The following is a 22,727-nucleotide window of genomic DNA, read 5'->3' as shown; positions in this document are numbered from 1 at the left end:
AGCCACCGTGACGTTCGACGCCAGGCTGCGGATCAACGACCGCGTCGCCACCATCGAGCTCAAGGGCGAACTCGACGCCGGAACCGCCCCCCGGTTCCACGAGACCATCACCGACGCCGCCGAGGCGGGCTCCGTCGAGCTGGTGATCCGCGCCGAACAGCTCACCTACCTGTCCAGCGCGGGCCTGCGCTCCCTGGTCTTCGCCCGCCAGCACATGGGCGACGGCATCCGCATCGCCGTCGTCGGCGCCGCCGAATCCGTCGCCCGCACCATCCGGCTGGCCGGGTTCGACCACAGCATCGACCTGGTCGACGCCTGAAGAGGAGGCGGTCAGAGATGGCGCTGGACTTCGGTGCCGTAATGCCTGAAACCACGGGCCCCGTCCGGCCCCCGGCCACGCTGCGCATCCCCGCCGCGCTCGAACAGCTCGACCGGGTGGCGGAGTTCGTGCTCGCCCTCGCCGCCGGCTCCGGGCTCCCGGACGACTCGGTGTACCGGCTGCGGCTCGCCGCGGACGAGCTGGCCACCAACATCGTGATGCACGGCTATCGCGGGGTGCCCGGCGAGATCCTGGTGGCCGGGGGCATCACCCCGGGCCAGGTGTGGGTGCGCTTCCAGGACGACGCGCCGGCCTTCGACCCACGGCAGGGCATGCGACCGCCCGCCCTCGACGTGCCGCTCGCCGAGCGGCAGATCGGAGGGCTCGGGGTCTATCTCGCGTTCACCGCGGTGGACTCCTTCGACTACCGGCTGGTGGCGGGCCGCAACGTGAGCACCCTCGCGGTGGACAGGCCGCGGATCGGATAGATGGGACGAGATGTCACAGACGAACGTGCTGGTACTGGACGAGGGGCGCACCGCGCCCCCCGAACTCCTCAAGGCGCTCCAGGCGGTGGGCGCGCGCGTACGGGTGCACACCCCGGGAGAGGTGCTCGGTGCCCAGCACGGCCAGGTCCCGGACGCCGAGGTGCTGCTCGCGCACGCCGGCCTCTCCCCGCACACCGTGCGGGCGGTGGCCCGGCGGCTCGACGACGAGGGCCACCACCCCACCGTCGTCGCCTTCGCCGAGCACGAGCTGCATCTGCTCGGCAGCCATGTGCACGCGGGCTCCGACTACCTCGTACCGCCCTTCTATCCCGAGCTGATCCGGGCCCGGCTGCGCAACTGCCACGAGCACGCGGAGCTCAGCCGTACCGTGCAGGACGTCGCCGCGCACGCCGAACTGCTCAGCTATGAAAGGGAGTTGGAGATCGGGCGGGAAATCCAGATGGGCTTCCTGCCGGACTCGCTGCCCAGCCCCGACGGCTGGGAGATCGACGTCAGGTTCCGGCCCGCGCGGACCGTGGCGGGCGACTTCTACGACGTCTTCGAACTCGTCAACAAGCGGCGCCTGGCCCTGGTCGTCGCGGACGTCTGCGACAAGGGCGTCGGCGCCGCGCTGTTCATGGCCCTCATCCGCAGCCTGCTGCGGCACACCGCCGAGCAGAGCGGGCTGCAGAACCTGATCGCCGCCGACCTGCTTGGCGAGGAGACCGCCTGGCAGGAACAGAGCCGGGCCATCCCCGTCGTCGGCGCCACCCCGCTGCTCAACGCCGTCGTCGGCACCAACAACTACCTCACCCGCAACCACATCCGGCAGGGCTACTTCGCGACGATGTTCTTCGGCGTGCTCGACCCGGTCACCGGCAACCTCGTCTACATCAACGGCGGCCACAACCCGCCCGTCCTGGTCAGCGGCGACGGCGCGGACCCGGTGCTGCTCGACCCGACCGGGCCGGCCGTCGGCGTCATCCCCGACGTCACCTTCTCGCTCGGCTACACCCAGTTCCGCCCCGGCGACACCCTCTTCATCTACACCGACGGGGTCACCGAGGCGCGCTCGGCGACCGGCGAGTTCTTCGGCGACGACCGGATGCTCGGACACCTCACCGAGGCGGCGCTCACCGGCGAGGAGCTGCTCGACCACATGGACGGGGCGCTCGGCGAGTTCGTGGGACCCGCCGAGCAGTCCGACGACATCACGATGATGGCCGTCCACTGGCGGCGTCCGGGGGGCGGGGGAACGGGCTGACCCGAGCAACGGACCTGTCTGCCGCGACTCACAGAACTACCGGGTGGAAAACCATGTCACAGATCATCACCGTGCACTCCTACCGAGGGGGCACCGGGAAGTCCAGCACGGCCGCGAACCTGGCACTGCTCCTGGCCTCCGCCGGCCGCCGGGTCGCCCTGGTGGACACGGACATCCAGACGCCTTCCCTCGACGTGATGTTCAGCGACGCGATGGCACCGGTCCGCCGTTCGCTCACCGACTACCTGGTGGGCCGCTGCGAGATCGAGGACGCCGCCTACCCGGCGGACACCGACGCGGGCCACGGCGGCCTCTTCCTGGTGCCGGCCAGGAACCGCGCGGCCGGCGTCAACGAGATCATGGGCCGGGGCTACGACGTGGGCCTGCTGCGGGAGGGCTTCGACCGGCTCATCGACTCGCTCGCCCTGGACGTGCTGCTCCTCGACACCCACGCCGGGTTCAACAACGAGACGGTCACGGCGATGGCCAGCGCGGACGTCCTGGTCATCATGACCCGGGCGGACCGCCTCGACCTCGCGGGCGCGGGCGAGACGATGGCGCTCGCCGGGCGCCTCGGCTGCGTGCGGATGAGCGTCGCCGTCAACCTCGCCCCGGACGGCGGCGTGGGCGAGCGGCTGCGCGCCGAGGTGGAGAGCGCGTACGCCACCAAAGTGGCCGCCGTCCTGCCGTACGCACCGGAGATGGCGTCCCTCGCCGGTGAGCGGCTGTTCAGCACGGCCTATCCGCACCATCCGCTGGTCGCGGGCTACCGCCGGATCATCTCCGAGGTCAGCAACGGCACCACCGCCATCCGCCGATGACCGCACGCCGTCACCCGCACCCCTTCAGCGACCGCACCCCGGTGCGAGGAGGCACACACACGATGAAAGGCACGACCATGCCGAAGAACGGCAGGGCTCCGGCGCGACCCGCGGCGGCCGCCGCCCCGGCCGCCCCTGCCCAGCGGCCCGCCCCGGCCGCGAAGCCGGCCGGGGCCCGGAAGTTCGCGCCCACCGTGGGCCGGATACCGGTGGTCGACGTGCGCCCCCGGGTCGACGACGGCCGGCGTCCCGCCCGCGCGGTCCCGGGCGAGCAGTTCGAGGTCTCGGCGACCGTCTTCCGCGAAGGCCACGACGCCGTCGCCGCCAACGTCGTCCTGACCGACCCGGACGGCAACCCCGGCGAGTGGACGCCGATGCGCCTCGTCGCCCCCGGCACCGACCGGTACGCGGCCACGGTCAGCGCCGGCCGCGAGGGCGACTGGACGTACCGCGTGGAGGCGTGGACCGATCCGGTCGCGACCTGGCGGCACGCCGCCGAGATCAAGATCCCGGCCGGGATCGACGTCGAACTCGTCCTGGAAGAAGGCGCGTTGCTCCTGGAGCGGGCCGCCGACGCCTTCGACACCCGCGAGGGCACCCCGCTGGTCGCGGCCGCCCGCACCCTGCGCGACGCCTCGCTCACCGCCGAGGACCGGCTCGCCGCGGCGCACCGCCCCCTCGTGACCGCGCTGCTCACCGCGCGCCCGGTGCGCGACCTGCTGACCGCGTCCGTCGAGCATCCGCTGCGGGTCGACCGCGAGCGCGCCCTGTACGGGGCCTGGTACGAACTGTTCCCCCGCTCCGAGGGCGCCGTCGTCTCCTCGGTGCCGGACGCCGACGGGATGTTCCCGGCGCCGGTCAGCGGCACCCTGCGCACCGCCGCCGAGCGCCTTCCCGCGGTCGCCGACATGGGTTTCGACGTGGTGTACCTGCCGCCGATCCACCCCATCGGCACCACCCACCGCAAGGGCCCCAACAACGGGCTCGTCGCGGGCCCGCACGATCCGGGCTCGCCGTGGGCGATCGGCTCGGCGGCCGGGGGCCACGACGCGGTCCACCCCGACCTCGGCACCCTCGACGACTTCGACCACTTCGTGGCGGTCGCCGCCGGCCTCGGCATGGAGGTCGCGCTCGACTTCGCGCTCCAGTGCTCGCCCGACCACCCCTGGGTCACGGAGCACCCCGAGTGGTTCCGGCACCGGCCGGACGGCTCGATCGCGTACGCCGAGAACCCGCCGAAGAAGTACCAGGACATCTATCCCGTCGACTTCGACACCGACCCGGACGGGCTGCACCACGAGTGCCTGCGCGTCCTGCGGCACTGGATGGCGCACGGGGTGCGGATCTTCCGCGTGGACAATCCGCACACCAAGCCGGTGGCGTTCTGGGAGCGGCTGATCGAGGCGGTCCACGAGAGCGATCCCGACGTCCTGTTCCTCGCCGAGGCGTTCACCCGCCCGGCGATGCTGCACGCGCTGGCCAGGACCGGATTCCACCAGTCGTACACGTACTTCACCTGGCGCAACTCCAAGGACGAGGTGGAGTCCTACCTCTCGGAGCTGGCCGGGCTCGGCGGTGAGGAGAGCGCGGCCCATCTGCGCCCCAACCTGTTCGTGAACACCCCCGACATCCTCAACGCCTACCTCCAGTACGGCGGCCGCCCCGCCTTCGCGGTACGCGCGGTGCTCGCCGCGACCGCCGGCCCCAGCTGGGGCGTCTACGCCGGCTTCGAGCTGTACGAGAACGTGGCGGCCGGGCCGGCCAGCGAGGAGTACCTGGACTCGGAGAAGTTCCAGTACCGGCCCCGGGACTGGTCCGCCGCCGAGGACACCCTGGTGCCGCTGATCCGCACGCTGAACCGGCTGCGGCGCGCCCACCCGGCCCTGCACCAGCTGCGCAACCTGCGCTTCCACCGCACCGACGACGACGCGGTGGTCTGCTTCTCCAAGCGGGCCGACGGCACCGCCGACTCCTCCGGGGACGACTGGGTGCTCGTGGTGCTCAACCTCGACCCGCACAGCGTCCGCGAGGCGACCGTCTCGCTGGACCTGCCCGCGCTGGGCCTGGAGCGCTCGGACACCTTCGCGGTCCGCGACGCGCTGACCGGCCGGACCTTCGAGTGGGGCCGCGACAACTACGTACGCCTCGACCCGCAGCAGCAGGTCGCCCACCTCTTCACGGACGGGAACCCGCAGTCGTGACCACCGCAACGCACCGCACCGCACAGCTGGCCCGCACCGACCTCAAGCGCCTGACCACGGGCGAGGTCAGCGACCCGCACGCGCTGCTCGGCGCGCACCCGGGGCCGCACGGGACAGCGGTCCGGGTGCTGCGGCCGTTCGCCGACACCGTCACGATCACCGCCCCCGACGGGACGCAGCTCGCCGAACTCGACCACCAGGAGGGCGGGGTGTTCACCGGGCTGCTGCCCGGCACCGGGTTCCTCGACTACCGGGTCGAGGCGCACTACGGCGCGACCGTGTTCGGCTACGACGACCCCTACCGGTTCCCGCCCGCTCTCGGCGACCTCGACCTGCACCTGATCAGGGAGGGCCGGCACGAGGAGCTGTGGCGGGTGCTCGGCGCCACCACGCGCACCCACGACGCGGGCGGCGGCCCGGTCGCGGGGACGTCCTTCGCGGTGTGGGCGCCGAACGCGCGCGCGGTGCGCCTGGTCGGGGACCTCAACCACTGGGACGGCGCCGCCCACCCGATGCGCTCGCTCGGCGCGAGCGGGGTGTGGGAGCTGTTCGTGCCCGGCGCCGGCGACGGCATCCGCTACAAGTACGAGATCCTGACCCGGGAAGGTCACTGGATCCAGAAGGCCGACCCAATGGCCTCGGCCGCCGAGTCCGCCCCCGGCACCGCGTCCGTGGTGTACACCTCCGCCCACCCGTGGGGCGACGCGGCCTGGCTCGCCCGGCGCGGCGAGGTGCCCGCCGAGCGGGCCGCGATGAGCGTGTACGAGATGCACCTCGGCTCCTGGCGGCCCGGTCTCGGCTACCGCGACCTCGCCCGCGAACTTCCCGGCTACCTCAAGGCGCTCGGGTTCACCCACGTCGAGTTCCTGCCGGTCGCCGAGCACCCCTTCGGGGGTTCCTGGGGCTACCAGGTCACGTCCTACTTCGCGCCGATGGCGAAGTTCGGCACGCCCGACGACTTCCGGTACCTCGTCGACGCCCTGCACCGGGCGGGCCTCGGCGTCATCGTGGACTGGGTGCCCGCGCACTTCCCGCGCGACGACTGGGCGCTGGCCCGCTTCGACGGCACTCCCCTGTACGAGCACGGCGACCCGCGGCGCGGCGAGCACCCCGACTGGGGCACGCTGGTCTTCGACTACGGCCGCCCCGAGGTCCGCAACTTCCTGGTGGCGAACGCCAGTTACTGGTGCGAGGAGTTCCACGTCGACGGGGTGCGCGTGGACGCCGTCGCCTCCATGCTCTACCTGGACTACTCGCGCGAAGCCGGGGAGTGGCTGCCCAACGCGTACGGCGGACGCGAACACCTGGAGGCCGTGGAGTTCCTCCAGGAGATGAACGCGACCGTGGCCCGGCGCTGCCCGGGGGTCGTCACCATCGCCGAGGAGTCCACGGCATGGGAGGGGGTGACCCGGCGCACCGACCACGGCGGCCTCGGCTTCGGCCTCAAGTGGAACATGGGCTGGATGCACGACGCGCTGTCCTACATGGCCGAGGACCCGGTGCACCGGCAGTACCACCACCACCGGATGACGTTCCCGATGATGTACGCGTACAGCGAGCACTACACCCTGCCGATCAGTCACGACGAGGTCGTGCACGGCAAGGGTTCGCTGCTCGCCAAGATGCCCGGCGACCGCTGGCAGCAGTTCGCCAACCTGCGGGCCTTCCTGGCCTTCATGTGGGCCTTCCCCGGCAAGCAACTCCTGTTCATGGGCCAGGAGTTCGCGCAGGACACCGAGTGGTCTCACGAGCGGGGCCCGGACTGGTCGCTCCTTGGGCAGGCCCCGCACGCGGGCGTACGCGACCTGGTGCGGGACCTGAACCACCGCTACACGGCCGAGCCGGCGCTGTGGAGCGCGGACGCGGACCCCGAGGGCTTCCGGTGGATCGACGCGGACGCCGCCGAGGACAACGTGTACTCGTTCGTACGGTACGGCTCCGCGGGCGAACTTCTGGTCTGCGTCTACAACTTCCAGCCCGTCCCCCGGCACGGCTTCCGCCTCGCGCTGCCCGCCGGGGGCCGGTGGCGGGAGGTCCTCAACACCGACTCCGCCGCGTACGGCGGCAGCGGAACGGTCAACTCCGGACCGCTCGTGGCGGACCGGGAGCCGCTGCACGGCCTCCCGGCGAGCGCCACGGTGGTGCTGCCGCCCCTGGGCGCGGTCTGGCTGCGCCCCGAGTGAGCCGACCACCGGGCCGGTTCAGGCCCGGCCGAGGGCGCGTTCGTAGACCGCCCGGGTGCGGCGGGCCGCCTGCTCCCAGCCGAAGTGCCGCTCGGCCCGGACCCGGCCCGCGTCGCCCAGGCGGGCGGCGAGGGCCGGGTCGGCGAGCAGCCGGTTGACGGCGGCGGCGAGGTCCGCGGCGAACCGCTCGGGGTCGAGGGGGGTTCCGGTGCCGTCCCGCTCCTGCTCGATCGGCACCAGCAGACCGGTCTCGCCGTCGGCGACCACCTCGGGGATGCCGCCGGTCGCGGTCGCCACGACGGCCGTGCGGCAGGCCATCGCCTCCAGGTTGACGATGCCCATCGGCTCGTACAGGGACGGGCAGACGAACACCGTGGCGTGGGTGAGCAGTTGGCGCAGCGACACCGCGTCGAGCATCCCGTCGATGCGTACGACACCGTCCCTGACCCGGCCGAGCTCGTCGACGAGGGCGGCGGTCTCGGCCGCGATCTGCGGCGTGTCGGGCTGTCCGCAGCACAGCACGAGCTGGGCCTCGGGGGCGAACGCGAAGGCGGCGCGCAGCAGTTGCGGCAGGCCCTTCTGCCGGGTGACCCGTCCGACGAACAGCACGATCGGGCGGTCCGGGTCGATCCCGTGGCGCTCCAGGGCCTCGGTGCCGTGGTCGGGGCGGTGGACGTCGGTGTCGATGCCGTTGTGCACGACGTGCACCCGGTCGGGGTCGATGTCCGGGTAGACCCGCAGGATGTCGTCGCGCATTCCCCGGGAGACGGCGATCAGCGCGTCGGCCGACTCCAGGGCGGAGCGCTCCACCAGGCAGGACAGGGCGTATCCGCCGCCCAGTTGCTCGGCCTTCCACGGGCGCAGCGGCTCCAGGCTGTGCGTGGTCACCACGTGCGGGATGCCGTACAGCTCCTTGGCGAGGCGGCCGGCTCCGTTGGCGTACCAGGTGTGGCTGTGCACGAGGTCGGTCCCGGCCGCGGCGGCGGCCATCGTCACGTTGACCGCGAGGGTGGCGAGGACCGGGTTGGCCCCGTCGCCGAGTTCCGGCTCGGCGTGGGCGAGCACGCCGTCGACGCCGCGCGGCTTCCCGAAGCACTGGACCCGCAGCTCGGTCAGCTTCCGCAACTCCCGGGAGAGCTCGGCGACATGGACGCCCGCGCCGCCGTAGACCTCCGGCGGATACTCCTTGGTCAGCAGGTCGACGCGGAGGCGCCCGGCAGGCGGGACCGGGAGCGGGGCAGGGGTGGGCTGCGGATTCATCGGCACTTCCTGAGGTCGGTGGCTGGCACGGCCGCCCCCGTACGCCTCGGGCAGCGGCGGCGCCCTGCCCGCTCAGGCCGGCGGAAGGGGGCCGCGGCCGTACGGCGCGGGCGGTGGAAGGGGCCCCGGCCGTGCGGCAGCGGGAGCGGAGAAGGCACGGCCGCGGGGCCCCGCCCCGACGCTACCGATTACGAGCTGACGGTTCATCAGCCAAGGGCCGGGACCGGCCCGTCGCGGCCGCGGAGGTGTCCCGGTTGCGGATCGCGTGCCGGGCCCGGTGCAGCCGCAGCGCCAACTGGACGTCGACCGCCCGCCCCGGCTCCTGCCAGCGCGGCCCGAGCAGCTCGGTGATCCGCTCAAGACGCCGCGAGACGGTGTTCGGGTGGACGTGCAGGATCTCCGCGGCCCGCGTGGGGCTGCCGCCCGAGCCGAAGTACGCCTCCAGGGTGGCGACGAGCGCGGTCGCCTGGTGGGCGTCGTAGTCGAGCAGCGGCCCGACGGTGGACGCGATGAACGCCGCCGCGTCCGGCTGTTCGGCGAGGAGCAGCCCGAGGAAGCCCAGTTCCCGCGGCGAGGCGGTGCCGCCGGCGTCGCCGAGCGCGACCACCGCGTCCAGGCAGCGCCGCGCCTCCCGGTGGGCCGGGGCCACTCCCGACGGCCCCTCGGCCGGGCCGGCGGCACCGACCGAGACCGGCCGCCCGAGCACCGCCGTCAGCTGGTCGCGCACGTCCCGGGCGGCCGCCGCCGGGTCGCTTCCGGGCAGCAGCAGCACCACGCCGTCCCCTTCGGGCAGGCGCAGCCCCGCGCGCCGCCGCACATGGGCCGCCGCCCAGCGCGCGGCCTGCTCCCGCGCCCCGTCGCCCTCGGAGCGGATCACCACCACGACATGGGGGAGGGAGAGGTCGATGCCCAGCCACCGGGCCCGGTCGCCGATCCGGTCCGCGGAGAGCACGGATCCGCCGAGCAGCTCGCGGAACAGTTCGTCGCGCATCCTCTGTTCGGCGAGCACCGTGCTGTCGCGCATCCGCAGCAGCACCGAGACGGCCTGCGCGACCGCCCGCATCATCGGCGGCTGCCCGTCCGCCGCCGGCCCGCCCGGTGCCAGGACCAGCGTGCCGAGGAGCTCGTCGCCCGCCGTCGCCGGCGCGAACCAGAGCCCGGCGGAGGCGACCGGGGCGCGGGCGGCGTGCGCGTCGAACGCCCCGCGCTCCAGCTCTGCCTCGGCCACGTCGGGGAAGTCACCGGCCGACGCCAGCGCCGTGCCCGACGCGTCCCGGATCAGCAGCCCCCCGCCCAGCTCGGCCACGGCCCGCTCGGCCAGCTCCTGCGGCGGGCCGCCGCGCAGGGCCAGTTCGGTCAGTCTGTTCTGGGCGTCCAGCATCCGGTGCGCGGCCGAGCCGAAGTCCATCGCCCGCCAGGTGCCGAACTCCAGCTCGCTGATCTCGTCGTGGGCCCGGTCCAGCTGGTGCGCCCGGCCGATGGCCACCGCCGCCAGGTCGGCGAGCGACACCACGAGGTTGATCTCGCAGGGGCTGAAGTTGCGCACCGCGCGGTGGGCGACGTACAGCACCCCGAGCGCGGTCTCGCCTTCGTCGCAGTACAGCGGTACGGCCAGCACGGCGCGCAGCCCCTCGGTGCGCACCATGTCGTCGCCGGCTTCGACATGGGGGAACCGGTCGTCATCGAGGTAGTCGGGCGTCCAGAACGGGCCGCCCCGGGCGATCGCCGCGTTGCCGGCGCCTTCTCGCACCGGGTGCGCATAGGCGTGCGGTGCCGAGTGGCCGTCCGACGCACACACGGCGAGCCATCCATGGGCCGATTCGCGCACGCTCACCCAGCTCACGTCGAGGCCGAGCAGCAGCCGGGCCCGCCGGGCGACGACCTTGAGCAGCGCCTCCAGGTCGTGCGCGAGGGCCAGCTCCTTCGCCGTGTCCACCAGGGCGGACAGGCCCGCCTCGCGCTGCCGGCCGCGGACGAACAGCTCGTTCACGTCGAGCGCGAGCGTCCGGGCCCGCTTCAGGAGGGCGAGCCGACCGGGGTCGACGCCCTCGGCCCGCGCTCGTGCGACCGGTTCGTCGAAGCCGCGCGCGGGCGCCTGACCGGCGAGAAGTTCGAGAAGCCGAAAAAGGCTGTGATATGCAACGTTTTCACTGGTGCCCTGCATGCGCTCCCCCCACCCCCACGATGGCCTGAATCGCTCGGCCGCCTGGGAACCTAGGGTCCGCGCACCAGCCGCGTCAACCACATCTTGCTATGTAAAACCCCAGTTCAAGAGCGGTAAAAGGTGGTCCGGTCACCGCTCGGATGCATTACGTAGTCGCCCCGGCACCTTCCCTGAGACTGACCGAAACGGCAGGGTGGAGCCGCCGGAGCTCCGACACGACCGGCACGGGGGCTTTCCAGTGATGACGAGTGACACGGTGGACGCGACGGCGCCGGGGGGCGGCGGTCCGGCGGCCGGCCGGTGGGCGGGGCGCACGCTGCCGCTGTCCGGGCTCGACGCCTACCGCGACGAGCTGACCAGGGTCGCCGCTCACGATGAGCGGGTCGTCTGCCTGGAGGCCGGCCCCGGCGGCCCGGACGACCACCCCTTCGAAGCCGCCCGCCCCGACCGCTTCTTCCGGCTCGGAACCGTCGAGGTCGCGATGGTGGGCATGGCCGCGGGGCTCGCGGTCGCCGGGTTCCGGCCGTTCGTCAGCACCTTCGCGCCGCACCGGGCGACCGAGAACGTGGAGCTGACCACCGGCTACCTGTCCGCCGGGGCCACCGTGATCGCCCCGTACGAGGGCGCCCCGCTCAACTTCGCCGCACTGCGCCGCATCCCCGGCCTCATCCTCGCCTCCCCGTACGGCGAGGCCGAGACCCGTGCGGTGGTGCGCGTCGCGGCCCAGTTAGGACGGCCGCACTACATCCGGATCGGCCGCGGCACCCGGTACGCCTCGCTGGGCTGGGACGGGCCCCGGCTCCCGGTGGTCAACTGGGAGTCCGAGGGCGCCCCGGGCACGCCGTGCCTGGTGTCGGCCGGCGAGACCGGCACCGCGCTCGCGCTGGCCGCCCGCCGCGCCGCACCCGCCCTCGGGCACGCGCATCTGGTGTATCTGAGCGGGACCCCGCTGGCCGCCGCGGCGGAGCGCATCGGCGCCCGGCACCGGCGTCTGGTGGTCGTCGGCGGGTACGCGCCCGATGGCGGCCTCGCCCAGGAACTGGCGGCGCTGCTGCCGGGATGCGAGGTGGTGGGGGTGCCGCTCGGCCGCGGCGGGAGGGCCGGGGCGGCACAGGTGCGCGCCGTGCTCGGGGCGGCGGGCCTGGCGGGGCCGCGCGGCTGAGGGGTGCGGTCGGCGCGGGCCTGGCGGGGCCGCACGGCCGACGGCGCGGTCGGCGGACCGCGGGGCGGGCGTCTCAGGAGGTTTTGGCGGGTCGCGCCGGGCCGTCCTCCAGGATCTCCGACTGGGCCAGGAGATAGGCGAGATGGGCGCGGCTGCGGCCGCCGAGCAGCTCCGACGCCTTCTTGATGTGGGTGGAGACGGTGCGGGTACTGATGCCGATGCGGGTGCCGATGACCGCGTCCGTGTGGCCCTCGATCATGAGCCGGAGCACCGTGCGCCGGGTCTCGTCGGTCATCAGCCGGGGACGCACCTGCTCGGCGGTCATGCTGACCGGCTCGGCGCGCGCCCAGGCGTGGTCGAACACCTTGACCAGGTACTGGACCACCGCCGGGTGCTCGATCAGCAGCGCCGTGGTGCTGAGGTCGTGCCGGGGGTCGGGGATCAGCGCGAGGCGGCGGTCGAAGACGATCAGCCGGTCGAAGAGTTCGTTGAGGGTGCGCACCTCGGCGCCCTGTGAGGTGACCTGCTCGATGTAGGCGAGCGTGGGGCCGTGGGCACGCACGGTGTGCTGGTAGAGGGTGCGCTGCTTGACACCGCGCCGGGACATCGCGACCTCCTGCGGGAGGGTGCGCGCGAGCGCTTCCGGATCGCGCGAGCCGCCCGGCTGCGCGGTCAGCATCTCCGACACGCAGTCGTCCCTGGCCTGGAGCAGCGCGGCGCGGATGACGTCGGCGCCGTGCAGGAGCCGGAGCGGGGTCGCCGACTCCCGGTGCTCCTCGCGATAGACGTCCTCGGCGTGGGAGACGGCCTCCTGGATGGCCGCGATGGTGTGCTGCTGGACCAGGACGGCCCGCTCCATGGGGCGCACCAGCTCGCTGGTGGCGATGTCCGGCGGGATCGCCGCCCACAGGGTGGGTGTTTCGGCCAACGGCCGCAGCAGCCCCAGCTCCAGCAGGCATTCGGGTATTTCGCCATCAATCGGCCCCTTGGCCAGCGCCTCGCGGTACCGCTCCAACCCCCAGTCACAGGGCCGGATCACATTCGATTGTGGCTTGATGTCTGGATTTCTACACATGCGTCCCCCCTTCTTGTTTCTGCATTGCGCGATCACGATGCTAGCGAAAACCGAACGGCCGAGTTTTTTGCGGCATGCTTCCGGTGACGGAAGGCCTAGTAGGCCTTTCAGCCATAGGGGAGGCAATCATGGATTTCAACCAAACGCTGGTTAAGAGAGTTTCCACCGGTCTCGCGCTGGCCATCGCTATTGGCTTCGGCGTACAGATCCCGGCCGGCACCGCCGTTGCCGCCACCGCGGGGCAAAGCGGCAGCGCGACACCGGACGACTCGAACTGGACGGCAATTCACGCCGCCACGAAGGCCGGCGTGGACAACGAGGACGACTCCAACTGGACCTGATCCCGCAAGGGCTGGACGGGGACGTAATGAATAAGGACCGGGAAACAGTCGGCATCATCCTCGCCGGAGGCAGGGGAGAGCGGGCCAAGCCCATCACCCTCAAGTCGGCGGACTACATTCGCAGCAAGGCCCTGATCCCCTTCGTAGGACGCAGCCTCATCGAATGGGTGCTTGAAGCCTGCCGGGAACAGGGAATCCGCCGCTTCTACGTGGTGACGCACGGCCTGGAGAACCGCGACCAGATCAAGCTGCTGCTCGGCCACGGAGAACGCTACGGCGTCGAGATCAGCTATTCACGTTCGCGCTTCGACCGCTACAACGTCGGCTCCGCCGGAGCCACCCTGCACAATCTCGAACAGTGGGATCTGCAGTGCCGTGCGCTGGTGCTTCCCGTCGACTCGCTCTTCGAATTCGACCTCGGCGCGATGACGGCGGCACACGAGGCGCGGGACGCCCTGGTGACGGTCGCCTCGGTGGCCCGCACCGCGCAGGAGATCGCGGCCAAGTACGGCGTCATGCGTACCGGAGCCGACGGCCTGGTCCAGGGCTTCGTCGAGAAGCCGCACACCACGGAACTGCACGACCTGTTCCCGTCGACGGCCGGCGATCCCGCGGCCACCCTGCCCACCAACGCGGGCATGTACCTGGTGGACTGCGGGCGGCTGCGGCTGCTCGCCCGGGAGCCGGAACTGTTCCGGCAGTCCCACCAACGGCTCGACTGGGGCGGCGACCTGCTGCCCTGGCTGGTCGAACGCGGACATCCGGTGGCGGCACACGCCATCGGCCGGCTCGGCGACCTCGGCAACGTGCCCGACTACCTGGACACCGTCCAGCTCGTGCTCAACGGCGCGTACGAGCAGATGAACCGGCTCATGGCGGCCCCCGATCAGGAGGGGTCCGGCACCCGGCGCTGGATCCACCCCAGCAGTCTGGGCACCAAGGACGACCTGACCGGCACCACGCTCGCCCGGAAGCTCGACGAGGGGACGGTGGTGATCGGCCCCGGCGTCCGGATCGGCCGCGACGTGGAGATCGGGTACGGGGTGCGCCTGGAGCACGCGGACATCGGCGACGGAGCCGAGATCCGCGAGGGCGCCACCCTCGTGCGGTCCGCCGTCGGCGAGTCCGCGGTGATCGGCGCGTACGCCGATGTCTCGGACAGCTACGTCGGCCCCATGGCGGAGGTCCACTCCGACCGCGGCCGGCCCACCCGCCTTGAGAACCACGCGGCCATCGGCGACGGAGCCGTGCTCTGGCCCGGTCTGCGGTTCAGCGGCATCACCGTCTATCCGCGCCTCAGGGTGCCCGCCCTCACCGGGGTGCCCGCCCGAACAGAGCTGCGCAACTCCGACGACATTCTGCGCTGGGCATGACGGTCCGACGACCGCCCGGCCACGGGAGAGGAGAAGCATGCACGGCCCCATTGCCCCCCACGGTCCCATCGCGGTGATCGGAGGTGCGGGCCGGACCGGTGGCCTGATCACCCGGCGGCTGCACGAACTGGGCGCCCGGGTCAGGGTGATCAGCCGCAGGCCGGAACACGGCTCCGCCCCACTGCCCCCGGGCGTGGAGGTGCACCGGGCCGACGTGCGGTACACCGGCACCCTCACGGACGCGCTGCGCGGCTGCGCGGGCATCGTCTTCGGCGTGGAGCCGGGCACCGCGGACTCCGGTCCCGACGCGCCCGAGTCCACCGTCCACGACGGAGTCCGCAACGCCCTGGCGGCCGCCGCGGAGCGGGGCGAACGCCCGCACTTCGTGCTGATCAGCCAGATCTTCGTGACCCGCCGCGAGCACCCGATGAACTCCTACGGCAGGCTGCTCGACTGGCGGCTGCGCGGCGAGGACGCGGTACGGGAGTCGGGTCTCCCGTACACCGTGATCCGTCCGAGCTGGCTCACCGACGACCGGTCGGTGGGCAACCGGGTCCGTCTGGAGCAGAACGACCGCGGCTACGGCTGGGTCTCCCGCGCCTCGGTCGCCGAGGCCTGCGTCCAGGCGCTGCGCGCCCCGCAGACCGCGGGCCGCACCTTCGAGATCTACAGCGAGCCGGGCGACGCCCCGGACGACTGGCCGGCCCTGCTCGGCCGCCTCGCCCCCGACCGGGTGCTGGAGCACCGGGTCGCCTGACCCCACCCCGGCCGCGGCGCCCCGGCGCCCCGGTCCTCCGATACGACGCGGGCGGACCCCGACCGTTCCGCCCCGTCCCCACTGCCTGTCGGCCAATCCCCCGAGCCGACGGGCCAGGAACCGGGGCCGGCCAGGCCCGGCGGCACCGCCGCCGCTGCCGCCGGCCCCGGTCTCCGCTCCGAGGCTGTGGAGCCTGCTCCACCTCCGGCCGTGGCCTCGGCGATCCCCGCATCCCCCATGCAGAGAGGGCTGGGTAAGAGCCGTGGTAGCCGCCGTGCCTGAGCAGGAACTGCCCGACGAGATCTCACCGGACACCGTCACCGAGTTCCTCGCCAGGACGCTCGCCTCCATTCCGCGCGCCGACCAGCGCCGCTGGGGCGACCTGTACGTCCGCGGCCTGCTCTCGGTCGACGGGAAGAAGACCATGCGGGCGCTCGCCGGCAACGGCCGCGGCAGCATCGAGCAGAGCCTGTACCAGTTCATCAGCAAGTCCCCGTGGGACGCGATGCCGGTGCGCAGGGAACTGGCCCGCCTCTTCCAGGCGCAGGCGCAGCCGCGCGCCTGGGTGGTGCAGCCGCTGGTCATCACCAAGGAGGGGCGTCACTCGGTGGGCGTCGAGCGGCAGTTCGTCTCCCAGTACCGACGGGTCGTCAACTGCCAGCAGGCAATGGGGGTCTGGCTGGCGTCCGACCGGATGAGCTGCCCCGTCGACTGGCGTCTCGTGCTGCCCGAGTGCTGGACCGAAGAGCCCGGCATGCGCGAGCGGGCCGCCATCCCCGACGGCGTGGACGCCTGCCCGCCGGAGCAGTGCGCGATCGGATCGCTCGCCGACATGGCCGACGAGTGGAGTCTGCACAGCCGCCCGGTGGTGATGGACCTGCGCGAGACCGATCCGTACCCGGCCTGCGCCGAGTTGATGAAGCGTCAGATGCCGTTCGTGATCCGCGTCGGCCCCGCCGCCCCGCACACCGCGCTGGACCTGGGCCCGCACCGCGCCGCACAAGCCGGCCTCGCCGGCGCGCTGAGCAGGCACCGGATGCCAATCGAATGGCTCGACCACACCACCGACACCCTGCGCGCCACCTCGGTGGGCGCCACCCGGGTCCGGTTGCGCAACCGTCAAGTGCCCGCAGAATGCCAGGAGTTGATCCTGCTCGGCGCGTGGACGACGACCGGACGGCCCGGGCCGGACGAGTTCTGGCTGACCAACATGCCCCAGTCGCAGCTGGGCACCGTCTACCGCACCGCGATGCTCGGCCACCGGGTCGAGCGCGACCTCGCCGAGGTCGGCGACCCGCTGGGGCTGCGCGACTTCGAGGGCCGCTCCTTCCGCGGCTGGCACCACCACATGACGATGGTGTCGGTCGCCCACGCCATCCGGGTGCTCGCCGCCCCGCAGCCGGTACGGGCCCTGCCCGACCGCCGGACCATGGAGAAGAGCGCGGCATGATCGCCCAACCACCGCGCCACACAACCGAGTTGACCGAGAGCGAGCGGATCGCGGCGGACCTGCGCCGGCTGCTGCCCGGCTGGATCCGCGCCCAGCGCTGGTTCGCCGGCAAGGACCGCGCCCTCGTCGAGGCCGAACCGGTCCTCGTCGACGTGCTCCGGCCCGGCGAGCCCGCACTCGTGCACACGGTCGTACGGACCGGCCCGGACGACTGGTACCAGCTCCTCGTCGGCGTACGCGCCGAACTGCCCGGCCACCTCGCCGCCGCCGCGATCGGCCCCGGCACCGCCCCCGGCGGGCGTGTCCTGTACGACGCGACCGCCGACCCCGAGCTGATGGACCGCCTCGTCGAACTGTTCGGAGCCGAACGGGGCGACGGCGTCGTGGAGTTCCACCGGATGCCCGGCGCCGACATCCCGGCCCACCTGCCCGCCCGGCTGCTCGGCGCGGAGCAGTCCAACACCTCCATCGCCTTCGGCGACCGCATGATCTTCAAGGTGCTGCGCCACCTGGTACCCGGGCCGAGCCCCGAACTGGAGCTCCTGGGCGCCCTGCGGCGCGCCGGGAACGTACCGAGCGCCGCACCGCTCGGCTGGCTGCGCACCGCACCCGGCGCCCTCGGCGACGAGTTCACCCTCGGCATCCTCCAGGAGTTCGTGCCGTCCCGCGGCGACGGCTGGGCCCTCGCCGTCGAGGAGGCCGAGGCCTGCCTCACCGGGGAGTGCGACACGGTCTCCCCGCTCGCCGGGTTCACCGAGGAGTCCCGCGCGCTCGGCCGGGCCACCGCCGAGGTGCACGCCGCGCTGGCCGACCGGCTCGGCACCGAGACCCTCACCGCCGCAGGTGCCGGGCAGCTCGCCGACGTACTCGGACTGCGGCTGGAGGCGGCACTCGCCGAGGTGCCCGCGCTGCTGCCGTTCGAGCGCCGGCTGCGCGCCATGTACCGGGACCTCGCCGAGGTCGCGGGCAGGGGCATCGACGTCCAGCGGGTCCACGGCGACCTCCACCTCGGGCAGGTGCTGCGCGGTGAAGGCGGCTGGGTGCTCATCGACTTCGAGGGCGAGCCGGGACGGCCGCCGCAGGAGCGGCGGCGGGCGCAGCCCGCGCTGCGCGACGTCGCGGCCATGCTGCGTTCCTTCGACTACGCCGCCCACCACGCGCTGGCCGAGGTGCTCGGCGCCCCGCCCGGCGAGCAGCCGCCGCGGGACCCGCGCGGCATCCGGCTGGCCCACCGCGCCTCGGCCTGGGCGGTGCACAACCGGCGGGCCTTCTGCACCGGTTACGCCGAGGCGGGCGGCGCCGACCCGCGGGTGCGGCCGGTGCTGCTGCGCGCCTTCGAGGCCGACAAGGCCGTGTACGAGGCCCTGTACGAGGCACGCAACCGGCCCGAGTGGCTCGCCATCCCGCTGGCCGCGGTCCGCAGGCTCGCCACGTGGCAGCGCCCGGTGGGCTGAGGGTCTGCGTGTCCGAACCCCGCCCGGCCTTCGAAGACGAACGGGAACCCCAAGGACGAATGGGAAGCATGAGCAATCCACGTGACGCACACCGCCACCAGCACCTGGTGAAGGCCTACGACATCCGGGGCGTGGTCCCCGACGAGTTCGACGAGGCGGCCGCGCGCACCATCGGCGCCGCCTTCGTGGCGCTGACCGGCGCCGACCGGATCGCCGTCGCCCGCGACATGCGCGGCTCCTCACCGGCGCTCGCCGAGGCCTTCGCCGAAGGCGTGGTCTCCCGAGGAGCGCAGGTCCTCGACGCGGGCCTCGGCTCCACCGACTACCTGTACTACGTCTCGGGCACCCTGGACGTGCCCGGCGCGATGTTCACCGCCAGTCACAACCCGGCCCGCTACAACGGGATCAAGCTGTGCAAGGCGGGTGCCGTGCCGATCGGCGACGGCACCGGCCTGGAGCGGATCCGAGCCGCGCTCGCGTCGGCGCCCGCGCCCGCCGACGGGCCGCGCGGCAGCGTCCTGCGGGTCGACCTGCTCGCCCGGTACGCGGCCCACCTGCGCTCGCTCGTCGACCTCGGCGGCATACGCCCCCTGAAGGTCGTGGTGGACGCGGGGAACGGCATGGCCGGGCTCACCGTCCCCGAGGTCCTCGACCACCCGTGGCTAGACGTCGTACCGCTCTACTTCGAGCTCGACGGCACCTTCCCGAACCACGAGGCCGACCCGATGAAGCCCGCCAACGTCGCCGACCTGAAGGCACGGGTGCGCCTTGAGGGCGCGGACCTGGGGCTCGCCTTCGACGGTGACGCGGACCGCTGCTTCGTGGTCGACGAGCGTGGCGAGTCGATCACCCCCTCCCAGGTCACCGCCCTCATCGCGACCCGTGAGCTCGCCCGCGACCCGGGCGCCTCGGTCGTCCACAACCTGATCACCTCGCAGGCCGTGCCCGAGCTGGTCGCCGAGGCGGGCGGCGTCCCGGTCCGCTCGCGGGTCGGCCACTCCTTCGTCAAGGCGCTGATGGCCGAGCACGGCGCGGTGTTCGGCGGCGAGCACTCCGGCCACTACTACTTCCGGGACTTCTGGTTCGCGGACACCGGAATGCTCGCCGCGCTGCACGTGCTCGCCGCCCTCGGCGGCCAGGACCGGCCGCTGTCCGAGCTGATGGCCCGGTACACGCGGTACGCGGCGTCCGGCGAGATCAACATCGAGGTCGCCGATCCGGAAGCAGCGCTGTCCGCCGTCGAGGCCGCCTACTCGGGCCCCGGCACGGAGATCGACCGCCTTGACGGGCTCACCGTCCGCCTGGGAGACGGCAGTTGGTTCAACGTCCGGGCCTCCAACACCGAGCCGGTGCTCCGTCTCAACGCGGAGGGACCGGACCCGGCGGCCGTGCGGCAGCTGGGCGATGTGCTGCTCGCTCTGGTACGCGGCGTGGGACTGGGGGCGGCGGCATGAGCGGCCCGGCCGTCGTCGACTTCTGGTTCGACCCGATCTGCCCCTGGTCCTGGCAGACCTCGCGCTGGCTGCTCGAAGTGCGGCAGCTGCGCCCGGTCACCGCACGCTGGCACGTGATGAGCCTGGCCGTCCTCCAGGACGACCCCCGGCTGCCGCACAGCCACCGGCAGATGCTGGCCGAGGCGCGCGGGCCCGCCCGGGTGTGCGCGGCGGCCCGCGCCGAGCACGGCGACGACGTGCTCGGCGCGCTCTACACCGCGCTCGGCGAGCGCTTCCACGAGCGGGGCATGCCGCAGGACCGGGCCACCGTCGAGGACGCGCTGCGCGAGACCGGTCTGCCGGCCCACCTCGCCGACGCCCTGACCTCCCGCACCCACGAGGGGGCGCTGCTCCTGTCCCACAAGGCGGCGATCGCGCTCGCCGGGGACGATGTCGGCACCCCCGTCCTCGCCCTGGACGGCCCGGCCCGCACCGGCCGGGTCGCCTTCTTCGGGCCGGTGGTCACACCGGTCCCCCGCGGCGAGGACGCGGCACGGCTCTGGGACGGACTCGCCCTGATGGCGGCCACCCCCGGCTTCTACGAACTCAAGCGGAGCCGGGGATGAGCGCGGCGGAGACGGTCGACGCGGCCGTCGTGGGCGGTGGCCCGGCGGGCCTGTCCGCGGCCCTCTACCTCGCGCGCTACAACCGCGAGGTGCTGGTCTTCGACACCGGCCACGGCCGCTCGACCCACCACCAGGTCAACCACAACTACCTGGGCTTCCCGGACGGGATTCCCACCGTCGACCTGCGCAGACTCGGCACCGAGCAGCTGGCCCGCTACCGCAATGCCCGCATCGCGCACCACCGGATCACCCACGTCGAGGGCGACGCGGAGCGCGGCTTCACCCTGCATGCCCAGGACCTCGTCTGGCAGGCCCGCACCCTGGTCCTCGCCACCGGGGTCCTGGACCACTTCCCGCACTTCCCGCACTGGGAGTCGTACGTCGGCCGGTCCATGTTCTGGTGCATCACCTGCGACGGCTACGAGAACCGGGGACGGTCCGTCCTGGTCGTCGGGCACACCGACGCGGCGGCCGGGGAAGCGATGCAGCTGCACAGCCTCACCGACCGGGTGCGGCTGCTGACCAACAGCGCCCGGGACGAGATCAGCGCCCTGTTTCGGGGCCGCCTGGCCACGGCGGGCATCGAGGTGGTCCACGACCGGATCGCCGAACCCGAGGGCAAGGACGGCCAGTTGACGGCGGTCCGCACCCGGGGCGGCCGCCGCATTCCGCTGGACGCGCTGTTCTCCATCCAGGGCGCGACGCCCGAGACGGGCCTCGCCCGCGGGCTCGGCGTCGCCCTCGCCGAGTCCGGCTACGTCGCCGTCGACACCGAGCAGAAGACGTCGGTGCCCGGGGTGTACGCGGCGGGCGACCTCACCGCGTTGCACTCGCATCAGGTGACCGCCGCCGTCCACGAGGGCGCCCAGGCGGCCTCGGCCGCCAACTACTTCCTGTATCCACCGGAGTTGAAGGCGGAGTGAAGCCGGGGGGCGCGGCGGCCGGGACCGCGCCGCGCCCTACCCGACCGCCTGACCGGCCTTCTTCCAGTTGTCCCGCAGCCGCGTCAGGTAGTCCGACGCCTGGCTCCCCGTCTTCGCGCCCCGCGCGAACGCCGCCATGTTGCCGCCGCCCGCGTTGTACCCGAGCGCCATCAGCTCCTCCCGCGTGTACGAACCCGCCCAGTGCGAGGGGAGCTGCGCGGACATGTCGTGCAGGTACCAGGCCGCGGCCTCCACCGCGAGCGCCCGGTCGTCCGGCAGCTCCTCCCACTTGCGGGACGCGAAGTCCCGCCCCTGCTTGGTCTGGTCGAACGCGGCCCGGTGCATGTTCGCGATGCCGAACGCCGCGTCCGGCTTGTACTTCTGCCAGCTCCGCTCGAAGGCCGCGTCGTGCGGCTTGTAGTCCTCGTTGTAGAGGATCGCCATCAGGAGCTGCGCGCTGATCCCGGCCTTCTTCGCGTACGTACGGACCTGGGGCGCGTAGTCGGCGGGGTCGTACGAGCCGCTCGGCGACGACGGGGTGGCCGACGGCTTCGCCGGCGAGGACGCCACCGGCGCCGGTGCGTGGGCCGGGCTCCCCGAATCCGAGCCCAGCAGCCCGGCGTGTACGCATCCCCAGCCGACCAGCGCGGCCATCGGAAGCAGCAACCACTGAGCACGCCGGCCCCGCCTGCCCTGTTCGGCCATCGCCACCCTGTCTGTCGGGGCCGGGGCCGTCGCGCCCGGTCCGGGAAGGCCCAGTCTAGGAAAGCGCCTTTCAAAGCGGCCCAACTGCATGAGGTGAATTACTCCCCCCCCCGTCGATGCCGTGGGGATGTGCGGTGCGTCATGCTGAGAAAGGCGCACCTCCTGTGGTGCACCGATAGGCACGGTGGGAGACCGTGGACTTCTCATGGGCGTTGACGCTGCCCCGAGAACAGATCAGCACCCTGCTGGCGGGCAGGCTGGCGGGTGCCATGGTGATGGGGCTCGGCCTCGGGCCGAGCGCCGCCGGAGCCATGAGGTCGAACGTGCAGGTCGCCGGGGGCTATCTCGTCATGCACAGCCACGCACCAGCGTTCCGGGTGGTGCTCAGCGTGTCCGGCATCCGCTGCCGGGTCGACATCACCGACCAGGCGTTCACCCACGCCGGCCAGTACGCACGGATCAACGGGCGTCTCGGTTCAGAACGCTCCGACCACCACTCGGAACAATCCATGATCCACAAACAACTGGCCATCCACGCGGACGCAGTTGAGGTCCACCACAGTCAAATCGACGGCATTCTGCTGCGTTTTCAGATTCCCCTGCTCCAGGCCAACCATGAGCCCCAGCCCGAGGCATAGCCTGGAGGCAACAGCGGATGGCCAGTGCCTTCCCGGCAGCGACGGCCGTTGTCGGCCTTCTGGCCTTCAGCGCACCCCTGAGGGATGGCC

At 72.8% G+C, this 22,727-nt stretch carries 20 protein-coding genes; 16 read left to right on the top strand and 4 right to left on the bottom strand.

The genetic code is table 11. The features are described 5' to 3' along the window. The first annotated feature begins 7 nt into the window (after positions 1–7). From ACSHXC_RS20445 to glgB, 6 genes are all read left to right on the top strand, one after another. A complete protein-coding gene (locus ACSHXC_RS20445) occupies positions 8–319 on the top strand; it encodes an anti-sigma factor antagonist (RefSeq protein ID WP_438292943.1) in 312 nt (103 codons plus the stop codon). 41 nt (positions 320–360) lie between these two features. Continuing rightward, positions 361–807 carry an ATP-binding protein gene (locus ACSHXC_RS20440; RefSeq protein ID WP_438292941.1) on the top strand — a complete coding sequence of 149 codons (447 nt, stop codon included), beginning with the start codon at positions 361–363 and terminating at the stop codon, positions 805–807. Positions 808–817: 10 nt separating this feature from the next. Further along, positions 818–2,071 carry a PP2C family protein-serine/threonine phosphatase gene (locus ACSHXC_RS20435; protein WP_438292940.1) on the top strand — a complete coding sequence of 418 codons (1,254 nt, stop codon included), beginning with the start codon at positions 818–820 and terminating at the stop codon, positions 2,069–2,071. A 53-nt stretch (positions 2,072–2,124) separates the two neighbouring features. Continuing rightward, positions 2,125–2,892: an AAA family ATPase gene (locus ACSHXC_RS20430; protein WP_438292939.1), complete on the top strand. Its 768-nt coding sequence runs from the start codon at positions 2,125–2,127 to the stop codon at positions 2,890–2,892. Positions 2,893–2,954: 62 nt separating this feature from the next. Continuing rightward, positions 2,955–5,093, top strand: coding sequence for a maltotransferase domain-containing protein (locus ACSHXC_RS20425; protein WP_438292938.1), 2,139 nt, complete (start codon positions 2,955–2,957; stop codon positions 5,091–5,093). Then, positions 5,090–7,276, top strand: a complete 2,187-nt coding sequence (gene glgB / locus ACSHXC_RS20420; RefSeq protein WP_438292937.1) for a 1,4-alpha-glucan branching protein GlgB — start codon at positions 5,090–5,092, stop codon at positions 7,274–7,276. The genes ACSHXC_RS20425 and glgB overlap by 4 nt, the downstream gene beginning before the upstream one ends. A gap of 18 nt (positions 7,277–7,294) precedes the next feature. Here glgB and glgA read toward each other — a convergent pair whose 3' ends face one another. Further along, positions 7,295–8,536: a glycogen synthase gene (glgA, locus tag ACSHXC_RS20415; protein ID WP_438292936.1), complete on the bottom strand. Its 1,242-nt coding sequence runs from the start codon at positions 8,534–8,536 to the stop codon at positions 7,295–7,297. 181 nt (positions 8,537–8,717) lie between these two features. Beyond that, the gene (locus ACSHXC_RS20410; RefSeq protein ID WP_438292934.1) at positions 8,718–10,700 is read right to left on the bottom strand and encodes a helix-turn-helix domain-containing protein; all 1,983 of its coding nucleotides are present in this window, start codon (positions 10,698–10,700) and stop codon (positions 8,718–8,720) included. Between the two features lie 241 nt (positions 10,701–10,941). Here ACSHXC_RS20410 and ACSHXC_RS20405 point away from each other — a divergent pair, with 241 nt between their 5' ends. Further along, entirely contained in the window at positions 10,942–11,862 is a 921-nt protein-coding gene (locus tag ACSHXC_RS20405; protein ID WP_438292932.1) for a transketolase, read from the top strand. A 73-nt stretch (positions 11,863–11,935) separates the two neighbouring features. Here the strand turns inward: ACSHXC_RS20405 and ACSHXC_RS20400 are convergent, their stop codons facing one another. After that, positions 11,936–12,901 (bottom strand): LuxR C-terminal-related transcriptional regulator, encoded by a 966-nt coding sequence (locus ACSHXC_RS20400; RefSeq protein WP_438292931.1) that lies wholly within the window; start codon positions 12,899–12,901, stop codon positions 11,936–11,938. Between the two features lie 164 nt (positions 12,902–13,065). Between ACSHXC_RS20400 and ACSHXC_RS20395 the strand changes: the two genes are divergently transcribed. The 8 genes from ACSHXC_RS20395 (at position 13,066) to ACSHXC_RS20360 (ending at position 21,294) form a co-directional block, all read left to right on the top strand. Further along, the gene (locus ACSHXC_RS20395) at positions 13,066–13,278 is read left to right on the top strand and encodes a hypothetical protein (protein WP_438292930.1); all 213 of its coding nucleotides are present in this window, start codon (positions 13,066–13,068) and stop codon (positions 13,276–13,278) included. A gap of 26 nt (positions 13,279–13,304) precedes the next feature. Further along, the gene (locus ACSHXC_RS20390; RefSeq protein ID WP_438292929.1) at positions 13,305–14,651 is read left to right on the top strand and encodes a sugar phosphate nucleotidyltransferase; all 1,347 of its coding nucleotides are present in this window, start codon (positions 13,305–13,307) and stop codon (positions 14,649–14,651) included. 37 nt (positions 14,652–14,688) lie between these two features. Beyond that, the gene (locus tag ACSHXC_RS20385) at positions 14,689–15,408 is read left to right on the top strand and encodes an SDR family oxidoreductase (RefSeq protein ID WP_438292927.1); all 720 of its coding nucleotides are present in this window, start codon (positions 14,689–14,691) and stop codon (positions 15,406–15,408) included. 289 nt (positions 15,409–15,697) lie between these two features. Next, the gene (locus ACSHXC_RS20380) at positions 15,698–16,858 is read left to right on the top strand and encodes an IS701 family transposase (protein WP_438296714.1); all 1,161 of its coding nucleotides are present in this window, start codon (positions 15,698–15,700) and stop codon (positions 16,856–16,858) included. Further along, positions 16,855–18,312 (top strand): maltokinase N-terminal cap-like domain-containing protein, encoded by a 1,458-nt coding sequence (locus tag ACSHXC_RS20375; protein ID WP_438292926.1) that lies wholly within the window; start codon positions 16,855–16,857, stop codon positions 18,310–18,312. Before ACSHXC_RS20380 ends, ACSHXC_RS20375 begins: the two co-directional genes overlap by 4 nt. 68 nt (positions 18,313–18,380) lie before the next feature. Continuing rightward, positions 18,381–19,766, top strand: a complete 1,386-nt coding sequence (locus ACSHXC_RS20370; protein ID WP_438292925.1) for a phosphomannomutase/phosphoglucomutase — start codon at positions 18,381–18,383, stop codon at positions 19,764–19,766. Then, positions 19,763–20,371: a mycothiol-dependent nitroreductase Rv2466c family protein gene (locus ACSHXC_RS20365; RefSeq protein ID WP_438292924.1), complete on the top strand. Its 609-nt coding sequence runs from the start codon at positions 19,763–19,765 to the stop codon at positions 20,369–20,371. The genes ACSHXC_RS20370 and ACSHXC_RS20365 overlap by 4 nt, the downstream gene beginning before the upstream one ends. Beyond that, entirely contained in the window at positions 20,368–21,294 is a 927-nt protein-coding gene (locus ACSHXC_RS20360) for an NAD(P)/FAD-dependent oxidoreductase (RefSeq protein WP_438292923.1), read from the top strand. The genes ACSHXC_RS20365 and ACSHXC_RS20360 overlap by 4 nt, the downstream gene beginning before the upstream one ends. 36 nt (positions 21,295–21,330) lie before the next feature. Here the strand turns inward: ACSHXC_RS20360 and ACSHXC_RS20355 are convergent, their stop codons facing one another. Beyond that, entirely contained in the window at positions 21,331–21,948 is a 618-nt protein-coding gene (locus ACSHXC_RS20355) for a transglycosylase SLT domain-containing protein (RefSeq protein ID WP_438296712.1), read from the bottom strand. Between the two features lie 245 nt (positions 21,949–22,193). On the opposite strand from ACSHXC_RS20355, the gene ACSHXC_RS20350 reads away from it, so the two are divergent. Next, complete coding sequence (locus ACSHXC_RS20350; protein ID WP_438292922.1) at positions 22,194–22,637, top strand: hypothetical protein; 444 nt, start codon at positions 22,194–22,196, stop codon at positions 22,635–22,637. Positions 22,638–22,727 lie beyond the last annotated feature (90 nt).

This window comes from Streptomyces sp. HUAS TT7 (assembly GCF_051550175.1).
Lineage (GTDB): Bacteria > Actinomycetota > Actinomycetes > Streptomycetales > Streptomycetaceae > Streptomyces.
This window is presented reverse-complemented; position numbering and strand designations above follow the sequence as displayed.

What these genes read in the sequence shown, in the direction of transcription:
- ACSHXC_RS20440 (WP_438292941.1), top strand. Translation starts at nt 361, where the DNA reads ATGCCTGAAACCACGGGCCCCGTCCGGCCCCCGGCCACGCTGCGCATC.
- ACSHXC_RS20435 (WP_438292940.1), top strand. Translation starts at nt 818, where the DNA reads ATGTCACAGACGAACGTGCTGGTACTGGACGAGGGGCGCACCGCGCCC.
- ACSHXC_RS20430 (WP_438292939.1), top strand. Translation starts at nt 2,125, where the DNA reads ATGTCACAGATCATCACCGTGCACTCCTACCGAGGGGGCACCGGGAAG.
- ACSHXC_RS20425 (WP_438292938.1), top strand. Translation starts at nt 2,955, where the DNA reads ATGAAAGGCACGACCATGCCGAAGAACGGCAGGGCTCCGGCGCGACCC.
- glgA (WP_438292936.1), bottom strand. Translation starts at nt 8,536, where the DNA reads ATGAATCCGCAGCCCACCCCTGCCCCGCTCCCGGTCCCGCCTGCCGGG.
- ACSHXC_RS20410 (WP_438292934.1), bottom strand. Translation starts at nt 10,700, where the DNA reads ATGCAGGGCACCAGTGAAAACGTTGCATATCACAGCCTTTTTCGGCTT.
- ACSHXC_RS20405 (WP_438292932.1), top strand. Translation starts at nt 10,942, where the DNA reads ATGACGAGTGACACGGTGGACGCGACGGCGCCGGGGGGCGGCGGTCCG.
- ACSHXC_RS20395 (WP_438292930.1), top strand. Translation starts at nt 13,066, where the DNA reads ATGGATTTCAACCAAACGCTGGTTAAGAGAGTTTCCACCGGTCTCGCG.
- ACSHXC_RS20390 (WP_438292929.1), top strand. Translation starts at nt 13,305, where the DNA reads ATGAATAAGGACCGGGAAACAGTCGGCATCATCCTCGCCGGAGGCAGG.
- ACSHXC_RS20385 (WP_438292927.1), top strand. Translation starts at nt 14,689, where the DNA reads ATGCACGGCCCCATTGCCCCCCACGGTCCCATCGCGGTGATCGGAGGT.
- ACSHXC_RS20375 (WP_438292926.1), top strand. Translation starts at nt 16,855, where the DNA reads ATGATCGCCCAACCACCGCGCCACACAACCGAGTTGACCGAGAGCGAG.
- ACSHXC_RS20370 (WP_438292925.1), top strand. Translation starts at nt 18,381, where the DNA reads ATGAGCAATCCACGTGACGCACACCGCCACCAGCACCTGGTGAAGGCC.
- ACSHXC_RS20365 (WP_438292924.1), top strand. Translation starts at nt 19,763, where the DNA reads ATGAGCGGCCCGGCCGTCGTCGACTTCTGGTTCGACCCGATCTGCCCC.
- ACSHXC_RS20360 (WP_438292923.1), top strand. Translation starts at nt 20,368, where the DNA reads ATGAGCGCGGCGGAGACGGTCGACGCGGCCGTCGTGGGCGGTGGCCCG.
- ACSHXC_RS20355 (WP_438296712.1), bottom strand. Translation starts at nt 21,948, where the DNA reads ATGGCCGCGCTGGTCGGCTGGGGATGCGTACACGCCGGGCTGCTGGGC.